Below are 17217 nucleotides of genomic sequence, written 5' to 3'. Positions count from 1 at the left end.
GCATCGCCGAAATGAAAAAGGCCAACGCTCAGCGTTGGCCTTTTTTATTGCCCGGCTAAAAAGGCCGCCCTACTCGGCCGCCGAAACACTTTCCAGTCGATAGCCATAGCCATAGATAGTCAGCAGCTGCCAGCCACGATCCGCGGTCAGCCCCAGCTTGTTGCGCAGTCGGTAGATATGGGTGTCCAGAGGTCGAGAGGAGACGATTTCCTCATGGGTCCAGAAACGCTCGTAGAGGTATTCCCGGGATAACGGCCGACCCAGGTTGGCGAACAGGCAACGGGCCAGGCGGTACTCGCGCTCGGTGAGGCTGATCGGGCTTCCGGCTCGGGTCACGGTCAGCTCGGCGTCGTCGAAGGCCAGGTCGTTGAAGGTCTGCACCTCGACGGCCGCCGAACGCTGCAAGCCATGGCGGCGCAGGACGGCGGTCACCCGTGCCTTGAGTTCGTTGGGACGGAAAGGTTTGCTCACATAGTCGTCGGCACCGGTGTTCAGGGCCTGGACGATATCGCTCTCGGCATCGCGGCTGGTGAGCATGATGGCGGCTGGTGGTGCCTCCATGTGTTCGCGGGTCCAGCGCAGCAATGAGAGTCCGCTGAGGTCCGGCAGTTGCCAGTCGAGAATCAGCAGGTCGAAGGTTTCGCGCCGCAGTTGCCGCAGCAGGTCCTCGCCACGCTCGAAGCTGTGCAGCGTCCATGGCTGTTCCCCGGGGCCGGGGATCTGTCGCAGTGTCTGTTCCACCCGTGCCAGTTCGGCGGGCTCGTCATCCAGTATTGCGACACGCATGCGGGGCAGTTCCTTTTATCGCGAGAGAATGCTGATGGCTTTATTTGAGGCCTTTCCTGGCGCTGAGTTTAGGCTTATCAGACGAATCTGAACAATTGTGGCGAATTGCTCTGGTTCATACCTTTGCTCGGTACGCTGATGTCATATAGCCGGTAGCCGACAGGAGCACTGTCCATCCGGCCTGCATTCATTGCAGAACGATACCGGCTCGAACGTGCAAGGAAAAGGACTATGGGGAACATCCTGGGGAAGGGGCGGTTGCTCTACGCGCGCATTGCGCAGGCAGCGGACCTGGCTCGATTTACCACTTTGATGCTCGCGGCTTGCCTGAGCCTGGGCTCGACCGCGGAGCAGCCTGCGCTGCCGTCTTCGGATTACGCCCTGCCGGTGCAGCGTTATTTCAGCCCGTCTGTAACCACTATCGGGTTCAGCGACTCCCAGGGGTTCGCCCCGATCAGCGCGCCACAGACACAGATGCCGCAGCCCATGGTCTATCAGGAGCAGCAGCGTTGGGTGTTCTAGATCAGACAATTCTGAACAAATATTGCAAACCGGCCCGGCTTCCACAGCATGTCGGTAAATTCGTAGTCGCTGAGTGGCACACAGGGGCAATCGGAAGTGCTCCGACACAGGGAGTGTCAACCGCCGGATTGGCGGATGGCAGGCCGGGGCTTGTCTTCGGTTTGCAGTACAGGGGAATACAGGGAGTGCCTCCTCAGGACGTAATGCTCCGACACAGGGATGTGTCATCCCTCCTCTCCCGCGCGGCCCCACGGCGCCGCCAGCCAACAAACAACTCCTCATTTTTTATCTGTGAAGGCCTCTGATGAAGACATTCGGCGCTGAGTTTTTCGGTACGTTCTGGTTGGTCCTGGGCGGGTGCGGGAGCGCCGTGCTGGCGGCCGGTGTTCCACAGTTCGGGATCGGTTATCTGGGGGTAGCCCTGGCCTTTGGCCTGAGCGTCCTGACCATGGCTTATGCATTGGGTCCGATTTCCGGGGCTCACCTCAACCCTGCGGTCTCGGTTGGCCTGTGGTTGAGCGGGCGTTTCCCGGGTAGCCGGCTGCTGCCTTACATCGTCGCCCAGGTTCTCGGTGGGCTCGCCGCGGGCGGCGTACTGTTCCTGATCGCCTCCGGCAAGGTCGGGTTCGACGCTTCGGCGGGCTTTGCGGCCAACGGTTACGGTGAACACTCGCCTGGCGGCTACTCGATGTTCGCTGCGCTGTTGACCGAAGTCGTGCTCACGGCGATGTTCCTCCTGATCATCCTGGGTGCCACCGCCAAGCGCGCGCCAGCCGGTTTTGCCCCGATTGCCATTGGCCTGACGCTGACCCTGATCCACCTGATCAGCATTCCGGTCACCAATACTTCGGTCAACCCGGCCCGCAGTACCGCGGTAGCCTTCTTCGCCGGCGAGTGGGCAGTGTCCCAGCTGTGGCTGTTCTGGGTAGCACCTCTGTTGGGCGCAGGGCTGGGAGCTCTGGCCTATCGGTTGATCTCCATCGAGCGGGACTGACCTGAACGGCTGGATGCGCCGATTCGCATCCAGCCGGCATGGAGCCAGACAGCACAGCCGCTCTTTAGCGGTTGTGCTGTTTGTCCCGTAAAGGAATGACCCTGGCCGGCCTTGGTTCAAGAGGTATGGTCAGAACGCTAACAATGCAGTTCTAATGGCACGGACTTCAGAAGAGCGCGACTACGGACCCATGAACCCATGACCTCCTTGCACATCCGCCACCGGGCCATGCTCGTTTCATTTCTGCTCGGCAGCACACTGGCCTTTTCCACGGCGCAGGCTGCCATTGCAGCACCCAAGCGCCCTCCCTATATCGATGACAACCAGCAATGCCGTGGCCAACCGCTGCCGGCGACGGTCGAGCACCTCACGGGCGAAGCCTGGAAGCTGGATGCCAAGGGCAACCAGGTGCCCCTGGAAGAAGGCATGAGCGTCGATGAACTCGAAGGAGTGAAGACCTCGCCGTCGGCATTCGTCAGCCTGTCCCTGGGCGATGGCTCGCTGGTGGTGTTGCCCTCCAGTTCCCAGATCACCCTGCACCTGAATGAAGAACATGCAATCCCCCAGGTCGCGCTCGAGCAGGGGCAGATCGAATCCTATGTGATCAAGCGCCCGAGCGATTACGACCGCTTCCAGATCGTCACGCCGATCGGCGTGCTGGGTGTACGCGGCACGCACTTCCGGGTGCGTAATGACGATCAGCAGTCGCTGGTGGAAGTGCTTAATGGCCAGGTAGCGGTCAATCGCGAAGACGGCGAAGCACCGAAAAAGACCAAGGGCAAGAAACGCCCTGTGGATAAACCGGTCGGACCTGTAGCTGGTGAAGTCCAGGTCATGGGGCGACAAGGTTTGCGCATCCAGAAAGAAGGCCCGCTGAAACCGGTCGATCTGTTGCCCGCGCCGCAGCTGATGGGCCAGGCGGGCCAGACGGGCGATCTGCCGGTCTGGCAACTGATCATGAAGCCCTTGCCGGGCGCCAAGCGTTATCGGGCCCAGGTGGCAACCGACAAGACCTTCCTCAATATCAAGCAGGAACAGTTCTCCAGCACGCCGGAAGTCAACTTCAGCGGCCTGGAAGCCTTTTTTTATCATGTCCGCCTTTCTGCTTTCGATGAGCACGGACTCGAAGGAGAGACGGGGGTCTATGACATCTTCTATTACCCCAGGACCACGCGTGTTCAATAAGTGCGCGGCGGTTTGTCGGTGAGGCGCTGGCGCCGACCCGAGGGCCGGGAGCCGACGCAAGCCCAGCGACTGTTTGGCGGTCTGGTGCGGGAATGGGCATGGGTCAGCCTGATCCTGCTGCCATTGACCGCCCTGTTGTCGCTGAGCCACGGGCTGGCGCTGAATAACCTGCTGTATGACAACCTGCGGCGGCTCAGCCCGCTGCCGGTCGATTCACGCCTGTTGCTGATCACCATCGACGATTACAGCCTGCAGCAGTTGGGCCAGTGGCCCTGGCCGCGTACCCTGCATGCCGACCTGCTGGATCGGCTGACGGCGGCCAAGGTCCAGGGCGTGCTGTTCGACGTGATCTTCAGCGAACCCGACAGCGTCCCCGAGAACGATCAGCGCCTGGCCCAGGCGATCTGCCGCGAGGGCCAGGTATTCCTGCCCCTGCTGCGCGAGAGCGTGGCCCGCTACGGCCAGCCGCTGGGCGAGATCGAGCCGGTGCAGCCGTTGAATCAGTGCGCCAAGGCGGTCGGCCATATCAATGCCGAAGCCGACACCGATGGCACGGTCCGCAGCGTCTATCTGCGCGAAGGCCCACCGCAGGCGCCGAAGGCGCAATTGGCCTGGCTGCTTTATCAACAGGCGCACCCGGCGGGTACTGCCCTGTCGATGCCTGGCTCGGACACCGCGCAGATCACCCAGGGCTGGATGCGCAGCAACGAAATACGCATCCCCTTCATCAGCGCCCAGGCCGGGTTCCCCAGCGTTCCCTATGTCAGCGTATTGCGTGGCGAAGTCCCGCCGGAGCTGTTGCGCGACAAGCTGATCCTGATCGGAACCACTGCTCCCGGCCTGGGCGACCGTTATGTCACCCCGCAGTCGGCCAGCGTTGGCACCACCCCGGGTATCGAGATCCAGGCCAACCTGCTCAATGGCTTGTTGCAGCAGCGCACCATCGTCGCTCTGGGGCAATGGCCGGCTGCGGCGCTGTCGGTGCTGCTGGTGGCGGCCCTGCTGGGATTGCTGCTGGTACGGCCGCGGCATGCGTTGTGGCTGACCCTGGCCTGTATGGCGGCGGCCCTGCTCGGTTCGGCCGGGCTGCTGCGCCTGGGGCTGTGGTGGCCACCAGTGGCCAGCCTGTTGGGGATGCTGCTGGCCTACCTGATCTGGAACTGGCGCCGCCTGAGCGTGATCCTGGCCTACTTCGGCTGGGAACTGGCGCGCCTGGACAGCGAACCCAAGGTATTGCCCGAACGCCGGCGCACCCAGACCCCCGCCGGGGATGTGCTGCAGGGACAGATCGTGGCTCTGGAGCAGGCCTTGAGCCGCACCCGCGACACCCGCCGGTTCATTGCCGATGGCCTGGAATACCTGCCGGTGGCCACCCTGATCAGCGATCCGGATGGCCGCGTGCTGCTGGCCAACCGCAACGCCCGCGAAGTGTTCGGCAATGCCTTGATCGGCGAGGACCTGGTCCACCAGTTGGCGGGCCTGGGTTATCCCGGCTTGCAGGACGGGCAACGCCCTGCCCTGTCGCAACTGCAGCCTTTGGAGTTTCGGGATATCGAACAGCGCAGCCTGCGCGTGGACCTGGCCCCCTTGCTGCCGATCGACAGCGATACCCCGATCGGCTGGCTGCTGAGCCTCACCGACCTGAGCCTCGAACGGGACGCCGAGCAGCAGCGGGCAACCCTGTTGCGCTTCCTGTCCCATGACCTGCGCGCGCCGCATTCGGCGATCCTGGCCTTGCTCGATGTACAGCGGCACCAGGGCTCGGGCGACACGCGGATCTACAGCCAGATCGAACTGCAGGTGCGTCGCGCCCTGGGGCTTACCGAAGCCTTTGTGCAACTGGCGAAGGCCGAGTCCGAGGCCTATCAGTTCCAGCCGAGCATGTTCGCCATGCTGGTGCTGGATGCGTTTGACCAGGCCATGACCATCGCCCAACTGAAAAACATCCAGCTGGTGCATGACCTCGACGACGATGCCGAAGGCATGGTGCTGGCCGATCAGTCCCTGCTGACCCGGGCCTTGTTCAATCTGCTGGAAAACGCCATCAAGTACAGCCCGTCGGGCTCGACCGTCCGCGTGCAAGTCGCTTGCACGGAAGGCTGGCTGATCTGCGATATCACCGACCAGGGCAAAGGTATTGCGGCCGATGATCTGCCGCAGCTGTTCGTGCAATACCAGCGCTTCGCCTCGGCCCAGGGCAGTGAAGGCCTGGGGCTTGGTTTGTCGATGGTCAAGGCGGTGGTCGACCGGCATGAAGGGCGGATTGTCTGCCGTAGCGTGGTCGGCGAGGGGACGACTTTCAGCCTGCAATTACCCTTGCTCACGGACTGAATATCGACAGGCGAAAAAAAACCGGCTCCAGGCCGGTTTTTTCGCATCCAAAAAACTTATGCACGTTTTTCTGGATTTTAACGGTTTATAAAATATGTATATAAATCATCGATTTATGAATTTTATATAGCGATTTCCGCTAAAACGGTACACAGGTTATCCACAGAAACTCAGATGGCCATTTTGTCCGGTGCCGCGGCTACCGGGGGCAGCGAACCCATGTCCCGCTGCGCCTGCTCATTCCAGGCCGCGACCCGGTCGTTGAGCTCGGCGATGGCCCGTGGTCCGGAGCCTTCGGCGTACATCGGCGCACCGATCACCACGGTGATGGTGCCGGGGTGTCTGATCCAACCGGTCTTCGGCCAGTATTTGCCGGCGTTGTGCGCTATCGGCAGCACCGGCAAGTCGGCATTGACCGCCAGGGCGCTGCCGCTGCGGGAAAACTTGCCCATCTGGCCGTAAGGCACCCGGGTGCCTTCCGGGAAGATCAGTACCCAGACATTGTCCTTGAGCAGTTCGTCGCCTTTGCTGGCGACCTGCTTGAGCGCGGCCTTGGGGTTGTCGCGGTCGATGGCGATCGGACGCAGCATGGCCATGGCCCAGCCGAAGAACGGCACATACAGCAGCTCACGCTTGAGCACCTGGCTCAGCGGTTCGAAATAGGCCGAGAGAAAGAACGTCTCCCAAGTGCTCTGGTGGTTCGAGACAATCACGCAAGGACGCTCGGGGACGTTTTCCGCGCCCTTCACTTCCACGTTGATCTTGAGAAACACCTTGGTCAGCCACAACGCGCAGCGACACCAATAGACGTTGATAAAGCGATAGCGCGCCTTGAACGGCAGGAAGGGCGCGATAAAAAAGCTCAGGGAGCACCACAGCAACGAACTGGTGCCCAGCAGCAGGTAAAAGAAGAAGGTTCTGATTGCCTGCAGGATCGACATAGCGGCGTTTACCGTTGCGGGCATTGCCCGCCTCTAAAAAAGCGCACTCCCGAACAGTCCTTGGCCAGGATGTCAGAAGAACTCTCTAATTGTGGATAAGTTCAGCGGCGACTGCCGCCAGGTCGTCAAAAATCAAGGTGCCTACCGGTAGGGGTTTCCCCAGGGTCTTTTCGCCTTTCCCGGTCTTTACCAAAACTGGCTGAGAGTCGACGGCTTTTGCGGCTTCCAGGTCACCGAGACTGTCGCCCACAAACCATAGACCAGCCAGATCCACTTCGTAGTGCCGGGCAATGGTCTGCAACATGCCGGGCTTGGGTTTGCGGCAGGCGCAGCCTTCGTCCGGGCCATGGGGGCAGTAAACGATGAGGCCGAGTTCGCCGCCCTGCTCGGCCACCAGAGAGCGCAGGCGCTCGTGCATGGCGTCGAGGGTGGCGACATCGTAGTAACCGCGAGCGATGCCCGACTGGTTGGTAGCGACCGCTACCGTCCAGCCGGCCTTGCTCAACTGCGCGATGGCCTCGACCGAGCCGGGGAGCGGAATCCACTCCTCCACCGATTTGATGTAAGCGTCGGAGTCGTGATTGATCACTCCGTCCCGATCGAGAATCAGCAGTTTCACGTACGCCTTACCCCAGCAACGAGATGTCGGCGACACCGAGGAACAGACCCCGCAGACGTGCCAGCAGCGCGTAGCGGTTGGCCCGCACGTTGGCGTCTTCGGCGTTGACCATCACCTTCTCGAAGAAGGCGTCGACCGGCTCGCGCAGGGCGGCCAGGCGGGCCAGGGTCTCGCTGTACTGACGCGCCGCGGCCATTGGCTGCACGGCCTGGTCCGCTTGCTGGATCGCCGAGTACAGGGAGAACTCGTTGGCGTTGTCGAAGTACTTGGCTTCCACTGTTGTCGGCACGCTGCCTTCGACCTTGCTCAGCAGGTTCGAGACGCGCTTGTTCACCGCGGCCAGCGCGGCGGCTTCCGGCAGCTTGCGGAAGGCCTGCACGGCCTGCACGCGCTGGTCGAAGTCCAGGGCCGAACCCGGCTTCAGGGCACGGACCGACAGGTAGGTGGCGACATCCACGCCTTCGTCTTCGTAACGGGCACGCAGACGGTCGAAGATGAACTCCAGGACCTGATCGGCCAGGCCGGCGCTCTTGACCTTACTGCCGAACGCGCTGACGGCGAACGCCACGGCTTCGGTCAGGTCCAGGTCGAGCTTCTTGTCGATCAGGATGCGCAGCACGCCCAGCGCGGCACGACGCAGCGCGTACGGGTCCTTGCTGCCGGTCGGCAGCATGCCGATGCCGAAGATGCCGACCAGAGTGTCGAGCTTGTCGGCGATGGCCACGGCGGCACCGGTGACGGTGCTTGGCAGCTCGGCGCCGGCGCCACGCGGCATGTACTGCTCGTTCAGCGCCAGGGCGACGTCTTCCGGCTCGCCGTCATTGAGGGAGTAGTAGTAACCGGCGATACCTTGCATTTCCGGGAACTCGCCGACCATTTCGGTGGCCAGGTCGCACTTCGACAGCAGGCCCGCGCGCGCGGCACGCTGGGCGTCGCCGCCGATGCGCGGGGCGATGAACGCGGCCAGTTTCGAGACGCGCTCGGCCTTGTCGTAGACGCTGCCCAGCTTCTCCTGGAACACCACGTTCTGCAGGCGCAGGTTGAAGTCTTCGAGCTTCTGTTTCTTGTCCTGCTTGAAGAAGAACTCGGCGTCGGTCAGGCGTGGGCGAACGACTTTCTCGTTGCCCTCGATGATCTGGCGCGGGTCCTTGCTTTCGATGTTGGCCACGGTGATGAAACGCGGCAGCAGCTTGCCGTCGACGTCCAGCAGGCAGAAGTACTTCTGGTTGTCCTGCATGGTGGTGATCAGGGCTTCCTGCGGCACTTCGAGGAAACGCTCCTCGAACGAGCACACCAGCGGCACCGGCCATTCCACCAGGGCGGTCACTTCGTCCAGCAAGTCAGCTGGAACGATGGCAGTACCTTCCTGCAGGCGCGCCAGTTCTTCGGTGCGCTTGCTGATCAGCTCGCGACGCTCGTTGGCGTCGGCCAGCACATAGGCGGCACGCAGGTCGTCCAGATAGTTGGCCGGCGAGGTGATGCGCACGCTTTCCGGGTGATGGAAGCGGTGACCACGGGAGTCGCGACCGGCTTTCTGAGCGAGGATGGTGCAGTCGATGACCTGGTCACCGAGCAGCATCACCAGCCATTGGGTCGGACGCACGAACTCTTCCTTGCGCGCAGCCCAACGCATGCGTTTCGGAATCGGCAGGTCGTTCAGCGAGTCTTCGACGATGGTCGGCAGCAGGCTGGTGGTCGGCTTGCCCTTGATGCTCTGGCTGTAGCGCAGCTTCGGCCCGCTCTGGTCGATTTCGCTCAGGTCCACGCCACATTTCTTGGCGAAGCCCAGGGCGGCCTGGGTCGGGTTGCCTTCGGCGTCGAAGGCGGCCTGACGCGGCGGGCCGTCGAGGTTGATGCTGCGGTCCGGCTGCTGGGTGGCCAGGCCACTGATCAGCACCGCCAGGCGGCGTGGCGCGGCATAGACATGCTTGGCCTCGAAGTTCAGGCCGGCGGCCTGCAGGCCTTTTTCGATACCGCCCAGGAAGGCTTCGGCCAGGGTGTTCAGGGCTTTGGGTGGCAGTTCTTCAGTGCCCAGTTCAACCAGAAAATCTTGCGCACTCATTGTGCCGCCTCCAACTTAGCCAACACTTCATCACGCAGGTCCGGGGTCGCCATCGGGAAGCCCAGCTTGGCGCGGGCCAGCAGGTAGGCTTGCGCGACGGAACGCGCCAGGGTGCGCACACGCAGGATGTACTGCTGACGCGCGGTCACGGAGATCGCGCGACGGGCATCCAGCAGGTTGAAGGTGTGCGAGGCCTTGAGGACCATTTCATAGCTCGGCAGCGGCAGCGGCTGGTCCAGCTCGATCAGGCGCTTGGCTTCGCTTTCGTAGAAATCGAACAGTTCGAACAGCTTCTCGACGTTGGCGTGTTCGAAGTTGTAGGTCGACTGCTCCACTTCGTTCTGGTGGAACACGTCGCCGTAGGTCACCTTGCCGAACGGGCCGTCGGCCCAGACCAGGTCGTAGACCGAATCCACGCCCTGCAGGTACATGGCCAGGCGCTCCAGGCCGTAGGTGATCTCGCCGGTCACCGGGTAACACTCGATGCCACCGGCTTGCTGGAAGTAGGTGAACTGAGTCACTTCCATGCCGTTGAGCCAGACTTCCCAGCCCAGGCCCCAGGCGCCGAGGGTCGGCGATTCCCAGTTGTCTTCGACGAAACGGATGTCGTGCACCAGCGGGTCGAGGCCGACGTGCTTGAGCGAGCCCAGGTACAGCTCCTGGAAGTTTTCCGGGTTCGGCTTCAAGACCACCTGGAACTGGTAGTAGTGCTGCAGACGGTTCGGGTTTTCGCCGTAGCGGCCGTCAGTCGGGCGACGACTGGGCTGCACATAAGCGGCGTTCCAGGTTTCCGGGCCGATGGCGCGCAGGAACGTGGCGGTATGGAAAGTGCCGGCGCCTACTTCCATATCGTAGGGCTGAAGTACCACACAACCTTGCTCGGCCCAGTATTGCTGGAGGGCGAGGATCAAGTCTTGGAAGGTACGCACGGCTGGCGTAGGCTGGCTCACGAAATTCACCTGTTACTTGGGCTGCGATTTAAAGAGCGGGAGTATACCCGATTCAGTTGTGTGCACGCCCACTGGAGCCTTATGCCACGCTGCTTTTGGTGCAACGAAGATCCCCTGTACATGGCGTACCACGATCAGGAGTGGGGCGTGCCGCTACGCGATGCGCAGCGTTTGTTCGAGTTGTTATTGCTCGAAGGGTTCCAGGCCGGCCTGTCCTGGATCACCGTCCTGAAGAAGCGCGAGCGTTATCGCCAGGTGCTGTTCGGCTTCGATGTGCAACGCGTGGCACAGATGAGCGATGCACAAATCGACGAGTTGATGCTCGATCCCGGGATCATCCGCAACCGCCTGAAACTCGCTGCCGCCCGGCGCAATGCCCAGGCCTGGATGGCGCTGGAGGACCCGGTGGAATTCCTCTGGTCGTTCGTCGACGGGGTGCCCAGGGTCAATCATTTCAAGGACCGCAGCGAGGTCCCGGCGGTGACCCCAGAGGCCGAGGCGATGAGCAAGGGGCTGAAAAAGGCCGGCTTCACCTTTGTCGGTCCGACCATCTGTTATGCGCTGATGCAGGCTTCGGGCATGGTCATGGATCACACCCGCGATTGCGATCGCTACGCCATCCTGGCAAACGGGCGGTTAGAATAACCGGCTTGCGACAAGGTTCATGACCCGGATATCAGGAGTCACCTGTGGATAAGTTTAAAGGCGCCCTGCTGGTAGGCGCTCTGCGATTGTTTGCCCTGCTGCCCTGGCGCGCGGTGCAGGCGGTCGGTTCGGCCATCGGCTGGATCATGTGGAAGACCCCCAACCGTTCCCGCGATGTGGTGCGGATCAACCTGGCCAAGTGCTTTCCGCAGATGGACGCCGCCGAACGCGAGCGTCTGGTCGGCCAGAGCCTGAAAGACATCGGCAAGTCCCTGACCGAAAGCGCCTGCGCCTGGATCTGGCCGGCCGAGCGCTCGATCGCCCTGGTGCGTGAAGTCGAGGGCCTCGAGGTGCTGCAAGAGGCGCTGGCGTCGGGCAAAGGCGTGGTCGGCATCACCAGCCACCTGGGCAACTGGGAAGTGCTCAACCACTTCTATTGCAGCCAGTGCAAACCGATCATTTTCTACCGCCCGCCGAAGCTCAAGGCGGTGGACGACCTGCTGCAGAAACAGCGGGTACAACTGGGCAACCGCGTGGCGCCGTCTACCAAGGAAGGCATCCTCAGCGTCATCAAGGAAGTGCGCAAAGGTGGTGCGGTGGGCATTCCCGCCGACCCGGAACCGGCCGAATCCGCCGGGATCTTCGTGCCCTTCTTCGCCACCAAGGCGCTGACCAGCAAGTTCGTGCCGAACATGCTCGCCGGCGGCAAGGCGGTCGGGGTGTTCCTGCATGCGCTGCGCCTGCCCGACGGTTCGGGCTACAAGGTGATCCTCGAAGCCGCGCCGGATGCGATGTACAGCACCGATACCGAGACCTCCTGCGCGGCGATGAGCCAGGTGGTCGAGCGCTATGTGCGGGCTTATCCGAGCCAGTATATGTGGAGCATGAAGCGTTTCAAGAAACGTCCGGCCGGCGAAGAACGCTGGTACTGACCGCCTGGCACGATCTGTGGATAACCTTTCGCCCAAGGTTATCCACAAAGGCTGAAGCAGAGCACAGCATATGCCCGATTCGCGCAAATCCCTGAGGATCAAGATCCAGCACGAAAGCTTCGGCGAATGCCTGGGCCAGACGCGCAACCTGTCCGCCAGCGGGGTCTACGTCCAGCACCCGGCATTGGCGGCGCTGCCCAAGGGCGCGGTGGTTTACGGCCAGGTGCAAGGCCTGCCGATGAGCGCCCCGCGGGTGAAGATGGAAGTGGTGCTGGTGGATGCCGAGGGGATCGGCCTGCGTTATCTCTGACCCCGTGTCTGTAGCCGCTGCCGAGCTTGCGAGGTTGCGTACGAGGGTGCAGTCATCGCTAAACCTGCGCATCAGGATTGTCTGGCAGATTGCGGTTTACGACCGCTCCGCGGTCGATCGCAGCCTCGCTCACTCGGCAGCGGCTACAGTCAGCCTTTGGTCTGGCGCTCGAGCTTCTTGAGAAACACCGTCATTTCCTTTTCCGCCTGCTTATCGCCATGCCCGCGGGCTGCTTCCAGGCCCTGCTCCCAGGCCTGGCGCGCCGCCGGATAGTCCTCTAGGCCCTGATAGGCCTTGCCCAGCAGCTTCCACGCCGCCGAATACTTGGGGTCGAAACCGACGCAGCGTTGCAGGTGCTCGGCGGCCTTGGCGTACTCGTGCAGATCCAGATACCCCTTGCCCAGGCCGAAACGCAGCAGCGAGTTATCCATGCCCTTGGCGAGCATTTTTTCCAGGGAATCGAGCATAGGGCACCTCGAGATAAGGGGAGTCAGCGGGATCGTTATCGCGGGCAAGTCGGATCGCCGCCCGCTCGCTCCTACAAGATTACGCGGACCGTAGGAACGAGGCTTGCCCGCGATGGCGCCAGGACCAACGACGCAGATTGCGGGTCAGAAAAAGCTCAACCCCACATGGAACAGCTTCTCCACATCGCGGATATGTTTTTTATCCACAAGGAACAGAATCACATGGTCGCCGGCCTCGATCACCGTGTCGTCGTGGGCGATCAGCACTTCCTCGTCGCGGATGATCGCGCCGATGGTGGTGCCTGGCGGCAGTGCGATGTCCTCGATGGCGCGACCGATCACCTTGCTCGATTTGGCATCGCCATGGGCAATCGCCTCGATGGCTTCCGCCGCGCCACGGCGCAGCGAGTGCACGCTGACGATATCGCCACGGCGCACGTGGGCCAGCAGGGTGCCGATGGTGGCCAGCTGCGGGCTGATGGCGATGTCGATATCGCCGCCCTGGATCAGGTCGACATAGGCCGGGTTGTTGATGATGGTCATCACCTTCTTGGCCCCCAGGCGCTTGGCCAGGAGCGAGGACATGATGTTGGCCTCGTCGTCGTTGGTCAGGGCCAGGAAGATATCGGCGTCGGCGATATTCTCTTCCATCAGCAGGTCGCGGTCCGAGGCGCTGCCTTGCAGGACCACGGTGCTGTCGAGGTTGTCCGAGAGGTAGCGGCAACGCGCCGGGTTCATCTCGATGATCTTCACCTGGTAACGGCTCTCGATGGCTTCGGCCAGGCGTTCGCCGATCTGTCCGCCACCGGCGATGACGATGCGCTTGTAGGATTCGTCGAGGCGGCGCATCTCGCTCATCACCGCGCGGATGTTGGCCTTGGCGGCGATGAAGAACACTTCGTCGTCGGCTTCGATCACCGTATCGCCCTGGGGCAGGATCGGCCGGTCACGGCGGAAGATCGCCGCGACGCGGGTGTCGACGTTGGGCATGTGCTCGCGCAGCTGACGCAGTTGCTGCCCCACCAACGGCCCGCCGTAATAGGCCCTGACCGCCACCAGCTGGGCCTTGCCTTCGGCGAAGTCGATCACCTGCAGGGCGCCGGGGTGTTCGATCAGGCGCTTGATGTAGTTGGTCACCACCTGTTCCGGGCTGATCAGCACGTCGACCGGAATCGCCTCGTTGTCGAACAGGCCGGCGCGGGTCAGGTAGGCCGCCTCGCGGACCCGGGCGATCTTGGTCGGGGTGTGGAACAAGGTGTGGGCGACCTGGCAGGCGACCATGTTGGTTTCGTCGCTGTTGGTCACCGCGACCAGCATGTCGGCATCGTCGGCGCCGGCTTGGCGCAGCACCGTCGGGAACGAACCGCGGCCCTGTACGGTGCGGATGTCCAGACGGTCGCCGAGATCGCGCAGGCGATCACCGTCGGTGTCGACCACTGTGATGTCGTTGGCTTCGCTGGCCAGATGCTCTGCCAGCGTGCCGCCCACCTGCCCTGCTCCGAGGATGATGATCTTCATCCAGTCACTCCCTTAGAACCTTTCTTAACCGCGCGCGGCGGCAATCTTGATCAGCTTGGCGTAGTAGAACCCGTCATGGCCGCCCTCTTGCGCCAGCAACTGGCGACCGTGGGGCTGCTTCAGGCCGGCCGGAGGCTGGCCCAGTTGCCCGGCGATGTCCAGTTCGCGAGCGCCCGGGGTACGGGCCAGGAAAGCCTCGATCACCTCGGTGTTTTCGGTCGGCAAGGTCGAGCAGGTGGCATACAGCAGGATGCCGCCGACTTCCAGGGTCGACCACATGGTGTCCAGCAGCTCGCCTTGCAGGGTGGCCAGGGCGGCGATGTCGTCGGCCTGACGGGTGAGCTTGATATCCGGGTGGCGACGGATCACCCCGGTGGCCGAACACGGCGCGTCCAGCAGGATGCGCTGGAACGGCTTGCCGTCCCACCAGGCAGCGGTGTCGCGGCCGTCGGCGGCGATCAGCTCGGCGCGGAGGCCCAGGCGGTCGAGGTTTTCCTGGACACGCACCAGGCGCTTGGCTTCCAGGTCCACCGCGACCACGCCGGCCAGCGCGGGCTCGACTTCGAGGATGTGGCAGGTCTTGCCGCCAGGCGCGCAGCAGGCGTCCAGAACCCGTTGTCCCGGCGCCAGCTCCAGCAGATCGGCGGCCAGTTGCGCGGCCTCGTCCTGCACGCTGATCCAGCCTTCGGCGAAGCCCGGCAGGCTGCGCACGTCGGCGGCTTCATCGAGGACGATGCCGTCCTGGCTGTAGACGCAAGGCTTGGCGGCGACGCCTGCCTCGCTCAACAGCTGCAGGTAGGCCGCGCGGGAATGATGGCGACGGTTGACCCGCAGGATCATCGGCGGGTGGGCGTTGTTGGCGGCGCAGATGGCTTCCCATTGCTCGGGCCAGAACGCCTTGAGGGATTTCTGCAGCCAGCGCGGATGGGCGGTACGCACTACCGGGTCGCGCTCCAGCTCGGCGAACAGCGCTTCGCTCTCGCGTTGGGCGCGGCGCAGCACGGCATTGATCAGCGCCTTGGCCCAGGGCTTTTTCAGCTTGTCGGCGCAGCCCACGGTTTCGCCGATGGCGGCGTGCGCCGGGACGCGGGTGTAGAGCAATTGATAGAGGCCCACCAGCAGCAGCGCCTCGACATCGGCATCGGCCGCCTTGAACGGCTTCTGCAACAGCTTGGCTGCCAGCGCCGTCAGCCGTGGCTGCCAGCGCGCGGTGCCGAAAGCCAGGTCCTGGGTGAAGCCGCGATCGCGTACTTCGACCTTGTCCAGCAGGGTCGGCAGCGAGCTGTTGAGCGAGGCCTTGCCATTGAGGACCGAGGTCAGGGCCTTGGCGGCGGCCAGACGCGGGTTCATTGGGCGTCCGCCGCTTGTCCGAGCACGGTGCCGGTGGCGAACTTCTCGCGACGGCTGTTGAACAGGTCGCTGAAATTCAGCGCCTTGCCGCCGGGCAATTGCAGGCGAGTCAGGCACAGCGCCTGCTCACCGCAGGCGACGAGCAGGCCGTCCTTGCTGGCGCCGAGTATGGTTCCCGGTGCGCCCTTGCCTTCGGCGAGGCTGGCGGCCAGCACCTTCAGGGCTTCGCCGTTCAGCGTGCTGTGGCAGATTGGCCAGGGGTTGAAGGCGCGTACCAGGCGCTCCAGTTCCACCGCCGGGCGGCTCCAGTCGATCCGTGCTTCGTCCTTGTTCAGCTTGTGGGCGTAGGTGGCCAGGCTGTCGTCCTGCACTTCGCCTTGCAGAGTTCCGGCAGCGAGGCCGGCGATGGCCTGGACCACGGCTGGCGGGCCCATTTCGGCGAGACGGTCATGCAGGCTGCCGCCGGTGTCTTCGGCGCTGATCGGGGTGCTGACCTTGAGCAGCATCGGCCCGGTGTCCAGGCCGGCTTCCATGCGCATCACGGTCACGCCGCTCTCGGCGTCGCCGGCCTCCACGGCGCGCTGGATCGGCGCTGCCCCGCGCCAGCGTGGCAGCAGCGAAGCGTGGCTGTTGATGCAGCCCAGGCGCGGAATATCCAGCACTACCTGCGGCAGGATCAGGCCGTAGGCGACCACCACCATCAGGTCCGGCGCGAGGGCCGCCAGTTCGGCCTGGGCCTCCGGGTTGCGCAGGGTTGGCGGCTGCAGCACGGGGATCTCGTGTTCCAGCGCCAACTGCTTGACCGGGCTCGGCATCAGCTTTTGCCCGCGCCCGGCCGGACGGTCCGGCTGGGTGTAGACCGCGACGATCTCGTAGGGGCTGTCGAGCAGGGCCTTGAGGTGTTCGGCGGCAAATTCCGGGGTGCCGGCAAAGACGATGCGCAGAGGCTCAGTCATGGGAATTCTCGCTAATAAATACGCAGAAAAGAAAAAGGCTTGCCGCTGCAAGCCTTTGGAAGAAGGGGATCAAGCCTGCTGACGATGCTGCTTTTCCAGCTTCTTCTTGATCCGGTCGCGTTTGAGCGTGGACAGATAATCGACGAACAATTTGCCGTTGAGGTGGTCGCATTCGTGCTGGATGCACACCGCGAGCAGGCCTTCGGCGATCAGTTCGTAAGGTTGGCCGTCACGGTCCAGGGCCTTGATTTTCACGCGTTGCGGACGATCGACGTTCTCGTAGAAGCCCGGTACCGACAGGCAGCCTTCCTGATACTGGCCCATCTCGTCGGTGAGCGCTTCGAACTCGGGGTTGATGAACACCCGTGGCTCGCTGCGGTCTTCGGACAGGTCCATGACCACGATGCGCTTGTGCACGTTGACCTGGGTAGCGGCCAGGCCGATGCCGGGCGCCTCATACATTGTTTCAAACATGTCGTCGACCAACTGACGCACTTCGTCGTCCACTACGGCCACTGGTTTGGCGATAGTGCGCAGGCGCGAGTCGGGGAATTCGAGGATGTTTAAAATGGCCATAAGCGTAGTTGCTACACGTGTGAAGTAAGTTCGGAGTCGGAGGCCTTGCGGGTTCTGGAAGGGCAACCGTTGT

At 63.0% G+C, this 17217-nt stretch carries 17 protein-coding genes; 7 read left to right on the top strand and 10 right to left on the bottom strand.

Annotated elements, in window-relative coordinates:
- Positions 1 to 69: 69 nt before the first annotated feature.
- Positions 70 to 786, bottom strand: coding sequence for a response regulator transcription factor (locus J4D52_RS07145; RefSeq protein WP_007921041.1), 717 nt, complete (start codon positions 784 to 786; stop codon positions 70 to 72).
- 231 nt (positions 787 to 1017) lie between these two features.
- Between J4D52_RS07145 and J4D52_RS07140 the strand changes: the two genes are divergently transcribed.
- From J4D52_RS07140 to J4D52_RS07125, 4 genes are all read left to right on the top strand, one after another.
- On the top strand, positions 1018 to 1308 hold the full coding sequence (locus J4D52_RS07140; protein WP_025806873.1) for a hypothetical protein: 291 nt from the start codon (positions 1018 to 1020) through the stop codon (positions 1306 to 1308).
- Between the two features lie 304 nt (positions 1309 to 1612).
- On the top strand, positions 1613 to 2302 hold the full coding sequence (gene aqpZ / locus J4D52_RS07135; RefSeq protein ID WP_007921032.1) for an aquaporin Z: 690 nt from the start codon (positions 1613 to 1615) through the stop codon (positions 2300 to 2302).
- Positions 2303 to 2500: 198 nt separating this feature from the next.
- Complete coding sequence (locus J4D52_RS07130; RefSeq protein ID WP_025806872.1) at positions 2501 to 3487, top strand: FecR domain-containing protein; 987 nt, start codon at positions 2501 to 2503, stop codon at positions 3485 to 3487.
- Between the two features lie 12 nt (positions 3488 to 3499).
- Positions 3500 to 5818, top strand: a complete 2319-nt coding sequence (locus tag J4D52_RS07125; RefSeq protein ID WP_102676325.1) for a CHASE2 domain-containing protein — start codon at positions 3500 to 3502, stop codon at positions 5816 to 5818.
- A 170-nt stretch (positions 5819 to 5988) separates the two neighbouring features.
- On the opposite strand, the gene J4D52_RS07120 is transcribed toward J4D52_RS07125, so the two are convergent.
- The 4 genes from J4D52_RS07120 to glyQ form a co-directional block, all read right to left on the bottom strand.
- Positions 5989 to 6759: a 1-acyl-sn-glycerol-3-phosphate acyltransferase gene (locus J4D52_RS07120; RefSeq protein ID WP_025806870.1), complete on the bottom strand. Its 771-nt coding sequence runs from the start codon at positions 6757 to 6759 to the stop codon at positions 5989 to 5991.
- A gap of 85 nt (positions 6760 to 6844) precedes the next feature.
- On the bottom strand, positions 6845 to 7378 hold the full coding sequence (gmhB, locus tag J4D52_RS07115; RefSeq protein ID WP_025806869.1) for a D-glycero-beta-D-manno-heptose 1,7-bisphosphate 7-phosphatase: 534 nt from the start codon (positions 7376 to 7378) through the stop codon (positions 6845 to 6847).
- A gap of 7 nt (positions 7379 to 7385) precedes the next feature.
- Positions 7386 to 9440, bottom strand: a complete 2055-nt coding sequence (gene glyS, locus J4D52_RS07110) for a glycine--tRNA ligase subunit beta (RefSeq protein WP_102676301.1) — start codon at positions 9438 to 9440, stop codon at positions 7386 to 7388.
- The gene (gene glyQ, locus J4D52_RS07105; protein ID WP_003177094.1) at positions 9437 to 10390 is read right to left on the bottom strand and encodes a glycine--tRNA ligase subunit alpha; all 954 of its coding nucleotides are present in this window, start codon (positions 10388 to 10390) and stop codon (positions 9437 to 9439) included. The genes glyS and glyQ overlap by 4 nt, the downstream gene beginning before the upstream one ends.
- An 81-nt stretch (positions 10391 to 10471) precedes the next feature.
- On the opposite strand from glyQ, the gene J4D52_RS07100 reads away from it, so the two are divergent.
- The 3 genes from J4D52_RS07100 (at position 10472) to J4D52_RS07090 (ending at position 12277) form a co-directional block, all read left to right on the top strand.
- Positions 10472 to 11035, top strand: a complete 564-nt coding sequence (locus J4D52_RS07100) for a DNA-3-methyladenine glycosylase I (protein ID WP_102676300.1) — start codon at positions 10472 to 10474, stop codon at positions 11033 to 11035.
- A gap of 44 nt (positions 11036 to 11079) precedes the next feature.
- A complete protein-coding gene (locus J4D52_RS07095; RefSeq protein WP_023967681.1) occupies positions 11080 to 11967 on the top strand; it encodes a lysophospholipid acyltransferase in 888 nt (295 codons plus the stop codon).
- Between the two features lie 70 nt (positions 11968 to 12037).
- Positions 12038 to 12277 carry a pilus assembly protein PilZ gene (locus J4D52_RS07090; protein ID WP_025806866.1) on the top strand — a complete coding sequence of 80 codons (240 nt, stop codon included), beginning with the start codon at positions 12038 to 12040 and terminating at the stop codon, positions 12275 to 12277.
- 149 nt (positions 12278 to 12426) lie between these two features.
- On the opposite strand, the gene J4D52_RS07085 is transcribed toward J4D52_RS07090, so the two are convergent.
- From J4D52_RS07085 to def, 5 genes are all read right to left on the bottom strand, one after another.
- Entirely contained in the window at positions 12427 to 12744 is a 318-nt protein-coding gene (locus tag J4D52_RS07085) for a tetratricopeptide repeat protein (RefSeq protein WP_102676299.1), read from the bottom strand.
- 144 nt (positions 12745 to 12888) lie between these two features.
- The gene (gene trkA / locus J4D52_RS07080; RefSeq protein WP_023967678.1) at positions 12889 to 14262 is read right to left on the bottom strand and encodes a Trk system potassium transporter TrkA; all 1374 of its coding nucleotides are present in this window, start codon (positions 14260 to 14262) and stop codon (positions 12889 to 12891) included.
- Positions 14263 to 14286: 24 nt separating this feature from the next.
- A complete protein-coding gene (gene rsmB / locus J4D52_RS07075) occupies positions 14287 to 15612 on the bottom strand; it encodes a 16S rRNA (cytosine(967)-C(5))-methyltransferase RsmB (protein ID WP_025806865.1) in 1326 nt (441 codons plus the stop codon).
- Positions 15609 to 16568 carry a methionyl-tRNA formyltransferase gene (fmt, locus tag J4D52_RS07070; protein ID WP_102676298.1) on the bottom strand — a complete coding sequence of 320 codons (960 nt, stop codon included), beginning with the start codon at positions 16566 to 16568 and terminating at the stop codon, positions 15609 to 15611. The genes rsmB and fmt overlap by 4 nt, the downstream gene beginning before the upstream one ends.
- 69 nt (positions 16569 to 16637) lie before the next feature.
- The gene (def, locus tag J4D52_RS07065; protein WP_009041482.1) at positions 16638 to 17144 is read right to left on the bottom strand and encodes a peptide deformylase; all 507 of its coding nucleotides are present in this window, start codon (positions 17142 to 17144) and stop codon (positions 16638 to 16640) included.
- Positions 17145 to 17217: the final 73 nt, after the last annotated feature.

It is taken from the genome of Pseudomonas sp. GW460-12-10-14-TSB1 (genome assembly GCF_017349775.1).
Taxonomy (GTDB): domain Bacteria; phylum Pseudomonadota; class Gammaproteobacteria; order Pseudomonadales; family Pseudomonadaceae; genus Aquipseudomonas; species Aquipseudomonas piscium.
This window is presented reverse-complemented; position numbering and strand designations above follow the sequence as displayed.

Excerpts from the sequence above, each read along its gene's own strand:
- J4D52_RS07145 (WP_007921041.1), bottom strand. The coding sequence starts at position 786 with ATGCGTGTCGCAATACTGGATGACGAGCCCGCCGAACTGGCACGGGTG.
- J4D52_RS07140 (WP_025806873.1), top strand. The coding sequence starts at position 1,018 with ATGGGGAACATCCTGGGGAAGGGGCGGTTGCTCTACGCGCGCATTGCG.
- aqpZ (WP_007921032.1), top strand. The coding sequence starts at position 1,613 with ATGAAGACATTCGGCGCTGAGTTTTTCGGTACGTTCTGGTTGGTCCTG.
- J4D52_RS07130 (WP_025806872.1), top strand. The coding sequence starts at position 2,501 with ATGACCTCCTTGCACATCCGCCACCGGGCCATGCTCGTTTCATTTCTG.
- J4D52_RS07120 (WP_025806870.1), bottom strand. The coding sequence starts at position 6,759 with ATGTCGATCCTGCAGGCAATCAGAACCTTCTTCTTTTACCTGCTGCTG.
- glyS (WP_102676301.1), bottom strand. The coding sequence starts at position 9,440 with ATGAGTGCGCAAGATTTTCTGGTTGAACTGGGCACTGAAGAACTGCCA.
- J4D52_RS07100 (WP_102676300.1), top strand. The coding sequence starts at position 10,472 with ATGCCACGCTGCTTTTGGTGCAACGAAGATCCCCTGTACATGGCGTAC.
- J4D52_RS07090 (WP_025806866.1), top strand. The coding sequence starts at position 12,038 with ATGCCCGATTCGCGCAAATCCCTGAGGATCAAGATCCAGCACGAAAGC.
- J4D52_RS07085 (WP_102676299.1), bottom strand. The coding sequence starts at position 12,744 with ATGCTCGATTCCCTGGAAAAAATGCTCGCCAAGGGCATGGATAACTCG.
- trkA (WP_023967678.1), bottom strand. The coding sequence starts at position 14,262 with ATGAAGATCATCATCCTCGGAGCAGGGCAGGTGGGCGGCACGCTGGCA.
- rsmB (WP_025806865.1), bottom strand. The coding sequence starts at position 15,612 with ATGAACCCGCGTCTGGCCGCCGCCAAGGCCCTGACCTCGGTCCTCAAT.
- fmt (WP_102676298.1), bottom strand. The coding sequence starts at position 16,568 with ATGACTGAGCCTCTGCGCATCGTCTTTGCCGGCACCCCGGAATTTGCC.
- def (WP_009041482.1), bottom strand. The coding sequence starts at position 17,144 with ATGGCCATTTTAAACATCCTCGAATTCCCCGACTCGCGCCTGCGCACT.